This window comes from Escherichia sp. XD33 (assembly GCF_019375075.1).
Lineage (GTDB): Bacteria > Pseudomonadota > Gammaproteobacteria > Enterobacterales > Enterobacteriaceae > Enterobacter > Enterobacter flexneri_A.
Genome location: NZ_JAENDM010000007.1, coordinates 140,093 through 148,271, shown reverse-complemented (window position 1 = coordinate 148,271; position 8,179 = coordinate 140,093). Strand labels below are relative to the sequence as shown.

Below are 8,179 nucleotides of genomic sequence, written 5' to 3'. Positions count from 1 at the left end.
GAGGTCGTGGTATGGATGACGGATGGCTGGCCGCTGTATGAATCCCGCCTGAAGGGAAAGCTGCACGTAATCAGCAAGCGTTACACTCAGCGAATTGAGCGGCATAACCTGAATCTGAGACAACATCTGGCAAGGCTGGGACGGAAGTCACTGTCGTTCTCAAAATCGGTGGAGCTGCATGACAAAGTCATCGGGCATTATCTGAACATAAAACACTATCAATAAGTTGGAGTCATTACCAACATGGTAATCGTATTTTCAATTTCAGGCTGCAATCGCTTTAACTCCAGCGCCGGACGATGTTGTCGATTATTGGAAGCAACCGCCCCCGCCATCTCCTGCGCCGGATTGTAATCAATTAGACCGCTTTGCACTGCATAACGCATGATGGCCGTGGTGCGCTGTTGAAGGCGGGAAGCCACTTCAAGACGTCCGGATTTCTCCACGGCTTTAATGGGAATTAACAGATCGCGGGTGCCCAGTTCAGCAATATTGCGAGCACCAATTGTTGGGAAGATATTGTCCTCCAGGCTCTTTTTTACACGATTAGCATGATCTTCCGACCATTTTTGGTTGGTTACGAGCCACTCTCTGGCAACCTTCTCGAAAGTAATAATCTCTTTCGCCTGCTCTTCTTTCACAGCACGCTTATGCTCACGAGGATCGATACCAGCAGCTACCAGCTTTCTGGCCTCTTCCCTTTTCTTCCGCGCATCCGCCAGTGAAACATCCGGGTAAACGCCGAACGCCATCAAATGTTGTTTACCGCCAAAACGGAAACGAAATCGCCAATACTTTGAACCGCCAGGTTTTACAAGTAAGGACATGCCGTCGCCGTCAACAAGTGAATACTCTTTCTCCTCAGGTTTCGCAGAGCGAACTTTAGTATCCGTTAGGGCCATAATGGTCTTCCTTCCATTGGTATCTCGTGAGTATACAAGCAATATCGAATCGGCAAATATACTCATTAGTATACTCACAAGCCTGTTGATGTGGGTTGAGTCAGGTTGACTTCAGTTGAGGAGAAAAGCTGGAAAAGCCTTGTGTAGCGCGGATTTCAGGCATAAAAAAAGACCTCAGTTGAGGTCTATTTGCATACTTTTGGTGCCGAAGGCCGGACTCGAACCGGCACGTATTTCTACGGTTGATTTTGAATCAACTGCGTCTACCGATTTCGCCACTTCGGCACTGAAGAGGTATGCGGAAAACGTTGTGGATTATACCTGTCGCACGCCACCATGCAAGCGCCAGCTTGCTCGCACCTCGCTAAGTGCTGAAATTTTCAGCATTGCATACCGCGATGTGTAACCTTTGTCACACTCCAGGCACCCCGCCCTGCCATGCTCTACACTTCCCAGACCACACCAGAGAAGGATAAAAGCATGTCGATGATAAAAAGCTATGCCGCAAAAGAAGCGGGCGGCGAACTGGAAGTTTATGAGTACGATACCGGTGAGCTGAAGCCACAAGATATTGAAGTGCAGGTGGATTACTGCGGGATCTGCCATTCCGATCTGTCGATGATCGACAACGAATGGGGATTTTCACAGTATCCGCTGGTTGCCGGGCATGAGGTGATTGGGCGCGTGGTGGCACTCGGGAGCGCCGCGCAGGATAAAGGTTTGCAGGTCGGTCAGCGTGTCGGGATTGGCTGGACAGCGCGTAGCTGTGGTCACTGCGACGCCTGTATTAGCGGTAATCAGATCAACTGCGAGCAAGGCGCGGTGTCAACAATTATGAATCGCGGTGGCTTTGCCGAGAAGTTGCGTGCGGACTGGCAATGGGTGATTCCACTGCCAGAAAATATTGATATCGAGTCCGCCGGGCCGCTGTTGTGCGGCGGTATCACGGTCTTTAAACCACTGTTGATGCACCATATCACTGCTACCAGCCGCGTTGGGGTAATTGGTATTGGCGGGCTGGGGCATATCGCTATAAAACTTCTGCACGCAATGGGATGCGAGGTGACGGCCTTTAGTTCTAATCCGGCGAAAGAGCAGGAAGTACTGGCGATGGGTGCCGATAAAGTGGTGAATAGCCGCGATCCGCAGGCACTGAAAGCCCTGTCGGAGCAGTTTGATCTCATTATCAATACTGTGAACGTCAGCCTCGACTGGCAGCCTTATTTTGAGGCGCTGACCTATGGCGGTAATTTCCATACGGTCGGTGCGGTTCTCACGCCGCTGTCTGTTCCGGCCTTTACGTTAATTGCGGGCGACCGCAGCATCTCTGGTTCTGCTACCGGCACGCCTTATGAGCTGCGAAAGCTGATGCGCTTTGCCGCCCGTAGCAAGGTTGCGCCGACCACCGAACTGTTCCCGATGTCGAAAATTAACGACGCCATCAAGCATGTGCGCGACGGTAAGGCGCGTTACCGCGTGGTTCTGAAAGCTGACTTCTGATCTCTTTGCCGGGTGCCTGTCGCCCGGCACTTAAATCTCTTTGGAAGGCGTCTCGCAATCTGCTTAATTTAGCGGTGAAGAGTGCACAGCCGTTGCCTATACTCCAGGCAGGAAACTGGAGGATATCTCATGAGCGAACCCCTGTTAATTGCCCGCACGCCGGACACAGAACTGTTTTTACTGCCGGGAATGGCTAACCGTCACGGGCTGATTACTGGCGCAACGGGGACGGGTAAAACTGTCACGCTGCAAAAACTGGCGGAGTCTCTATCGGAAATCGGTGTTCCGGTGTTTATGGCCGATGTGAAAGGCGATCTGACCGGCATCGCGCAGGCAGGAACGGCATCGGAAAAACTGCTCGCTCGGTTGAAAAATATCGGTGTCAACGACTGGCAACCGCATGCCAATCCGGTGGTGGTGTGGGATATCTTTGGCGAGAAGGGCCATCCGGTGCGGGCGACGGTTTCGGATCTGGGGCCGCTGTTGCTGGCGCGGCTGTTGAATCTCAACGATGTGCAATCTGGCGTGCTGAATATCATCTTCCGCATTGCTGACGATCAGGGGCTGTTACTGCTCGACTTTAAAGATTTGCGGGCGATTATCCAGTACATCGGCGATAACGCCAAATCTTTCCAGAATCAGTACGGAAATATCAGCAGCGCATCGGTTGGTGCCATCCAGCGCGGGCTGTTGTCGCTGGAACAGCAAGGCGCAGCACACTTCTTTGGTGAGCCGATGCTGGATATCAAAGACTGGATGCGCACCGATGCCAACGGTAAAGGCGTTATCAATATCCTCAGCGCCGAGAAACTTTATCAGATGCCGAAACTGTACGCCGCCAGCCTGCTGTGGATGATTTCAGAGTTGTATGAACAATTGCCGGAAGCGGGCGATCTGGAGAAGCCAAAACTGGTGTTTTTCTTCGACGAAGCACATCTGCTGTTTAACGATGCACCGCAGGTACTGCTGGATAAGATTGAGCAGGTGATAAGGCTTATTCGCTCAAAAGGCGTGGGCGTCTGGTTCGTTTCGCAAAACCCGTCTGATATTCCGGATAATGTGCTCGGCCAGCTCGGTAATCGCGTTCAGCACGCTTTGCGGGCTTTTACGCCCAAAGATCAGAAAGCGGTAAAAGCTGCGGCGCAAACCATGCGGGCCAATCCGGCGTTTGATACCGAAAAGGCGATTAAGGAACTGGGCACCGGCGAGGCGTTGATCTCTTTTCTGGATGCGAAAGGAAGCCCTTCTGTGGTGGAGCGTGCGATGGTGATCGCGCCTTGTTCGCGGATGGGGCCGGTGACGGAAGATGAGCGTAATGGCTTGATTAATCACTCTCCGGTGTATGGCAAATATGAGGATGAGGTGGACCGGGAATCCGCCTATGAGATGTTGCAAAAAGGCTTTCAGGCCAGTACCGAGCAGCAAAATAATCCCCCCGCGAAAGGGAAAGAGGTAGCGGTGGATGACGGCATTCTTGGTGGATTGAAGGATATTTTGTTCGGCACTACCGGACCACGCGGCGGGAAGAAAGATGGTGTGGTGCAAACAATGGCCAAAAGCGCCGCTCGCCAGGTGACGAATCAGATTGTGCGTGGAATGTTGGGGAGTTTGCTGGGGGGGAGAAGAAGGTAAGTCAGGCGCGATCTGTCCCCCTCACCCTAACCCTCTCCCCAAAGGGGCGAGGGGACCGATCGAACTCGTATTTGACTTTATCAACAATGTGAAAGGGAGCTTTCGCTCCCTTGCTTGGTTACGATTTTCTCATTAACAGCCACAGGCTGATTAAGAAGAAGCTGGCGCTTGGCAACAGTGCGCCGATGATCGGCGGGATGCCATAAACCAACGTCAACGGGCCGAAGATCTGGTCCAGTACGTAGAAGACAAAACCGAAGCTGATACCGGTGACCACACGCACGCCCATCGGTACGCTACGCAGTGGGCCAAAGATGAACGACAGCGCCATCAGCATCATCACCGCCACGGATAGCGGCTGGAAGATTTTGCTCCACATGTTGAGCTGATAACGTCCAGCGTCCTGACCGCTCGACTTCAGATACTTCACGTAGTTGTGCAAACCGCTGATTGAGAGTGCATCCGGGTCCAGCGCCACCACGCCCAGTTTGTCTGGCGTGAGGTTGGTTTTCCAGGTGCCGCTCACCGTCTGCGAACCGGTAATCTGTTTCGGATTGGTCAGATCAGATTCATCAACCTGCGACAGACGCCAGACTTTATGTTCCGGGTCAAACTTCGCAGTAGCGGCATAGCGTACGGATTGCAGACGACGATTCTCGTTAAAGGCATAAATGCTGATGCCACCTAACTCTTCGTCACCTTTAACCCGCTCAATGTAGACGAAGTTGTTGCCATCTTTCGCCCATAAGCCTTGCTGGGTAGAGAGCAACGAGCCGCCGTACATCGCCTGCGCACGGTAGTTACGCGCCATCTGCTCGCCCTGCGGCGCGACCCATTCGCCAATCGCCATCGTCAGCAAGACCAGCGGAATGGCGGTTTTCATCACCGACAGCGCCACCTGCATACGGGTAAAACCAGAAGCCTGCATCACCACCAGTTCGCTGCGCTGCGCCAGCATCCCAAGACCAAGCAACGCCCCAAGCAGAGCCGCCATCGGGAAGAAGATTTGCACATCTTTCGGCACGCTCAGCAAGGTATACATTCCTGCGCCTAACGCGTCGTAACTCCCCTGCCCGGCTTTTTTCAGCTGATCGACAAACTTGATAATGCCCGACAGCGACACCAGCATGAACAGCGTCATCATGATGGTGGTGAAAATAGTTTTACCGATATAGCGGTCAAGTACGCCAAAAGGTTGCATCACACCGCTCCTTTACGCGAAAAACTGGCGCGCAGGCGGCGGACCGGCACGGTGTCCCAAAGGTTGAGAACAATCGCCAAAGCCAGATAAATCAGGTTAACGGTCCACATCCACAGCGTCGGGTCTAGCTTACCTTTACCGCCATTCGATTTCAGGGAGGTCTGGATCAGGAAGAAAAGTAGATACAGCAGCATGGCTGGCAGCATCGACAGTACGCGTCCCTGACGTGGGTTAACCACGCTCAGCGGTACGACCATAAGTGCCATCATAAACACGGTGAATACCAACGTGATACGCCAGTTCAGTTCTGCGCGAGCACGATCGGTGTCAGTGTTCCACAATGTGCGCATGTCCATCTGGTCGGTATCGTTCGGGTCGAGCGCCACCGCCTGGTGACCAATGATCGCCTGATAATCCTGGAAATCCGTAATGCGGAAATCACGTAACAGTGCAGTGCCTTCGAAGCGCGTTCCCTGGTTGAGAGTGACGACCTGGGAGCCGTCGCGCAGCTGGGTTAAATGTCCGGAATCGGCCACCACCACAGAAGGACGTGCATTACCTTTTGGTCGAATTTGCGCGAGGAACACATCTTTGAAATCGCTGCCGTCAACGCTTTCGATGAACAGCACCGAACTGCCATTAGTCGCTTGCTGGAATTGCCCTTGCGCCAGCGCCGCCATGCCAGGGTTCGCTTTCGCTTCTGCTAACACTTCATCCTGATGACGCGATGACCACGGTCCCGCCCACATCACGTTAACCGCCGCGACGATTGCCGTGAATACCGCAAGGATCATTGCCGCTTTCACCAGAACCGCTTTGCTCAGGCCGCAGGCATGCATTACCGTAATTTCACTTTCGGTATACAGTTTGCCCAGCGTCATCAGCAGCCCGAGGAACAGGCTTAATGGCAGGATAAGCTGCGCCATTTCCGGCACGCCCAACCCGAGAAGGGAGAGCACCAGATTCGCCGGAATATCGCCGTCAACCGCTGCGCCGAGGATCCTCACTAACTTTTGACAGAAGAAGATCAAAAGCAAGATGAAGAGTATCGCCAGCTGGCTTTTGAGCGTCTCCCGCACCAGATATCTTATGATTATCACTTTAAATACGCCCGTAAAAACTCGTCTTTTGCAGGATTTTAGCTTGTTTCATGGCTTAAACGTCATTTATTCTCTTGAGTCGTCGAAATCGTCGCTAAGATAATTATACTCAACGGATTCACCTCTCAGATTTTGTTCTGACGTGCCAATGCCGTAATAACGTTAAGATTAACACGAAGTCATCGCAACAGCGGACATGAGTTACGAAAGCTTGCAATTCTATCTGTAGCCACCGCCGTTGTCTTTAAGATTCAGGAGCGTAGTGCATGGAGTTTAGTGTAAAAAGCGGTAGCCCGGAGAAACAGCGGAGTGCCTGCATCGTCGTGGGCGTCTTCGAACCACGTCGCCTTTCTCCGATTGCAGAACAGCTCGATAAAATCAGCGATGGGTACATCAGCGCCCTGCTACGTCGGGGCGAACTGGAAGGAAAACCGGGGCAGACATTGTTGCTGCACCATGTTCCGAATGTACTTTCCGAGCGAATTCTCCTTATTGGTTGCGGCAAAGAACGTGAGCTGGATGAGCGTCAGTACAAGCAGGTTATTCAGAAAACCATTAATACGCTGAATGATACTGGCTCAATGGAAGCGGTCTGCTTTCTGACTGAACTGCACGTTAAAGGCCGTAACAACTACTGGAAAGTGCGTCAGGCTGTCGAGACGGCAAAAGAGACGCTCTACAGTTTCGATCAGCTGAAAACGAACAAGAGCGAACCGCGTCGTCCGCTGCGTAAGATGGTGTTCAACGTGCCGACCCGCCGTGAACTGACCAGCGGTGAGCGCGCGATCCAGCACGGTCTGGCGATTGCCGCCGGGATTAAAGCAGCAAAAGATCTCGGCAATATGCCGCCGAATATCTGTAACGCCGCTTACCTCGCTTCACAAGCGCGCCAGCTGGCTGACAGCTACAGCAAGAATGTCATTACCCGCGTTATCGGCGAACAGCAGATGAAAGAGCTGGGGATGCACTCTTATCTGGCGGTCGGTCAGGGTTCGCAAAACGAATCGCTGATGTCGGTGATTGAGTACAAAGGCAACGCGTCGGAAGATGCACGCCCAATCGTGCTGGTGGGTAAAGGTTTAACCTTCGACTCCGGCGGTATCTCGATCAAGCCTTCAGAAGGCATGGATGAGATGAAGTACGATATGTGCGGCGCGGCGGCGGTTTACGGCGTGATGCGTATGGTCGCGGAGCTACAACTGCCGATTAATGTTATCGGCGTGCTGGCAGGTTGTGAAAACATGCCAGGCGGTCGCGCCTATCGTCCGGGCGATGTGTTAACCACCATGTCTGGTCAAACCGTTGAAGTGCTCAACACCGACGCTGAAGGCCGCCTGGTACTGTGCGACGTGTTAACTTACGTTGAGCGTTTTGAGCCGGAAGCGGTGATTGACGTGGCGACGCTGACCGGTGCCTGCGTGATCGCGCTGGGTCATCACATTACTGGTCTGATGGCGAACCACAATCCGCTGGCCCATGAACTGATTGCCGCGTCTGAACAATCCGGTGACCGCGCATGGCGCTTACCGCTGGGTGACGAGTATCAGGAACAACTGGAGTCCAATTTTGCCGATATGGCGAACATTGGCGGTCGTCCTGGTGGGGCGATTACCGCAGGTTGCTTCCTGTCACGCTTTACCCGTAAGTACAACTGGGCGCACCTAGATATCGCCGGTACCGCCTGGCGTTCTGGTAAAGCGAAAGGCGCAACCGGTCGTCCGGTAGCGTTGCTGGCACAGTTCCTGTTAAACCGCGCCGGGTTTAACGGCGAAGAGTAAGTTTGCGTTTTACCCTCACCCTAACCCTCTCCCTAAGGGAGAGGGAACCGATCGAGCGCAATAGAA

General features: G+C 53.2%; 7 protein-coding genes, 1 tRNA gene and 1 pseudogene. 4 read left to right on the top strand and 5 right to left on the bottom strand.

Annotation, left to right across the window (positions count from 1 at the left end; all coding sequences use genetic code 11):
* Nucleotides 1-225 (top strand): IS1 family transposase (locus tag K0778_RS06950; RefSeq protein ID WP_024169623.1); only part of this gene is annotated, 225 nt, incomplete at its 5' end.
* 35 nt (nt 226-260) lie between these two features.
* Here K0778_RS06950 and K0778_RS06945 read toward each other — a convergent pair.
* Both K0778_RS06945 and K0778_RS06940 read right to left on the bottom strand, forming a co-directional pair.
* Nucleotides 261-902 (bottom strand): annotated as a pseudogene (locus tag K0778_RS06945) (tyrosine-type recombinase/integrase); the annotation flags it as partial.
* Nucleotides 903-1,102: 200 nt separating this feature from the next.
* Nucleotides 1,103-1,187, bottom strand: a tRNA-Leu gene (locus tag K0778_RS06940).
* A 195-nt stretch (nt 1,188-1,382) separates the two neighbouring features.
* Between K0778_RS06940 and ahr the strand changes: the two genes are divergently transcribed.
* Together ahr and K0778_RS06930 are read left to right on the top strand one after the other, a co-directional pair.
* A complete protein-coding gene (gene ahr / locus K0778_RS06935) occupies nt 1,383-2,402 on the top strand; it encodes an NADPH-dependent aldehyde reductase Ahr (RefSeq protein ID WP_001345322.1) in 1,020 nt (339 codons plus the stop codon).
* Between the two features lie 129 nt (nt 2,403-2,531).
* Nucleotides 2,532-4,034 carry a helicase HerA-like C-terminal domain-containing protein gene (locus K0778_RS06930; RefSeq protein WP_063084802.1) on the top strand — a complete coding sequence of 501 codons (1,503 nt, stop codon included), beginning with the start codon at nt 2,532-2,534 and terminating at the stop codon, nt 4,032-4,034.
* Nucleotides 4,035-4,152: 118 nt separating this feature from the next.
* On the opposite strand, the gene lptG is transcribed toward K0778_RS06930, so the two are convergent.
* From lptG to ytgA, 3 genes are all read right to left on the bottom strand, one after another.
* Nucleotides 4,153-5,235 carry an LPS export ABC transporter permease LptG gene (gene lptG / locus K0778_RS06925; protein WP_001295681.1) on the bottom strand — a complete coding sequence of 361 codons (1,083 nt, stop codon included), beginning with the start codon at nt 5,233-5,235 and terminating at the stop codon, nt 4,153-4,155.
* Nucleotides 5,235-6,335, bottom strand: coding sequence for an LPS export ABC transporter permease LptF (gene lptF, locus K0778_RS06920; protein ID WP_000584114.1), 1,101 nt, complete (start codon nt 6,333-6,335; stop codon nt 5,235-5,237). The genes lptG and lptF overlap by 1 nt, the downstream gene beginning before the upstream one ends.
* A gap of 62 nt (nt 6,336-6,397) precedes the next feature.
* Nucleotides 6,398-6,448 (bottom strand): protein YtgA, encoded by a 51-nt coding sequence (gene ytgA, locus K0778_RS06915; protein WP_211180521.1) that lies wholly within the window; start codon nt 6,446-6,448, stop codon nt 6,398-6,400.
* Between the two features lie 153 nt (nt 6,449-6,601).
* Here ytgA and pepA point away from each other — a divergent pair, with 153 nt between their 5' ends.
* The gene (pepA, locus tag K0778_RS06910; protein WP_000397144.1) at nt 6,602-8,113 is read left to right on the top strand and encodes a leucyl aminopeptidase; all 1,512 of its coding nucleotides are present in this window, start codon (nt 6,602-6,604) and stop codon (nt 8,111-8,113) included.
* The last annotated feature ends 66 nt before the right edge of the window (nt 8,114-8,179 follow it).